1 pseudogene is annotated in these 234 nt (G+C 66.2%); it reads left to right on the top strand.

The features are described 5' to 3' along the window. Positions 1 to 91: 91 nt before the first annotated feature. Positions 92 to 234: pseudogene (locus GJQ66_RS15255) on the top strand (serine/threonine protein kinase); the annotation flags it as partial.

The following is a 234-nucleotide window of genomic DNA, read 5'->3' as shown; positions in this document are numbered from 1 at the left end:
GTCCGAGTTGGGCCAGTTTGGTGATCGACGCGTGTTCGAGATGCCAACTCGGCTGGATTGCAGAGGGGATTCAGTGGGCGACGAGGTCGAGATGGACGGCAAGGAGGGCAGGCTGCTCGCCGGCCGGTACCGGCTCGCCGAAGTCCTCGGCCGGGGCGGAATGGGTACGGTCTGGCGCGCAACGGACGAAGTGCTCGGCCGTACGGTCGCGGTCAAGGAACTGCGTTTCCCTGG

It is taken from the genome of Microbacterium sp. ZXX196 (genome assembly GCF_009709595.1).
Lineage (GTDB): Bacteria > Actinomycetota > Actinomycetes > Actinomycetales > Microbacteriaceae > Microbacterium > Microbacterium excoecariae.
Note: the sequence above shows the minus strand (reverse complement) of the source record. Positions and strands in the feature narration are given on the sequence as shown.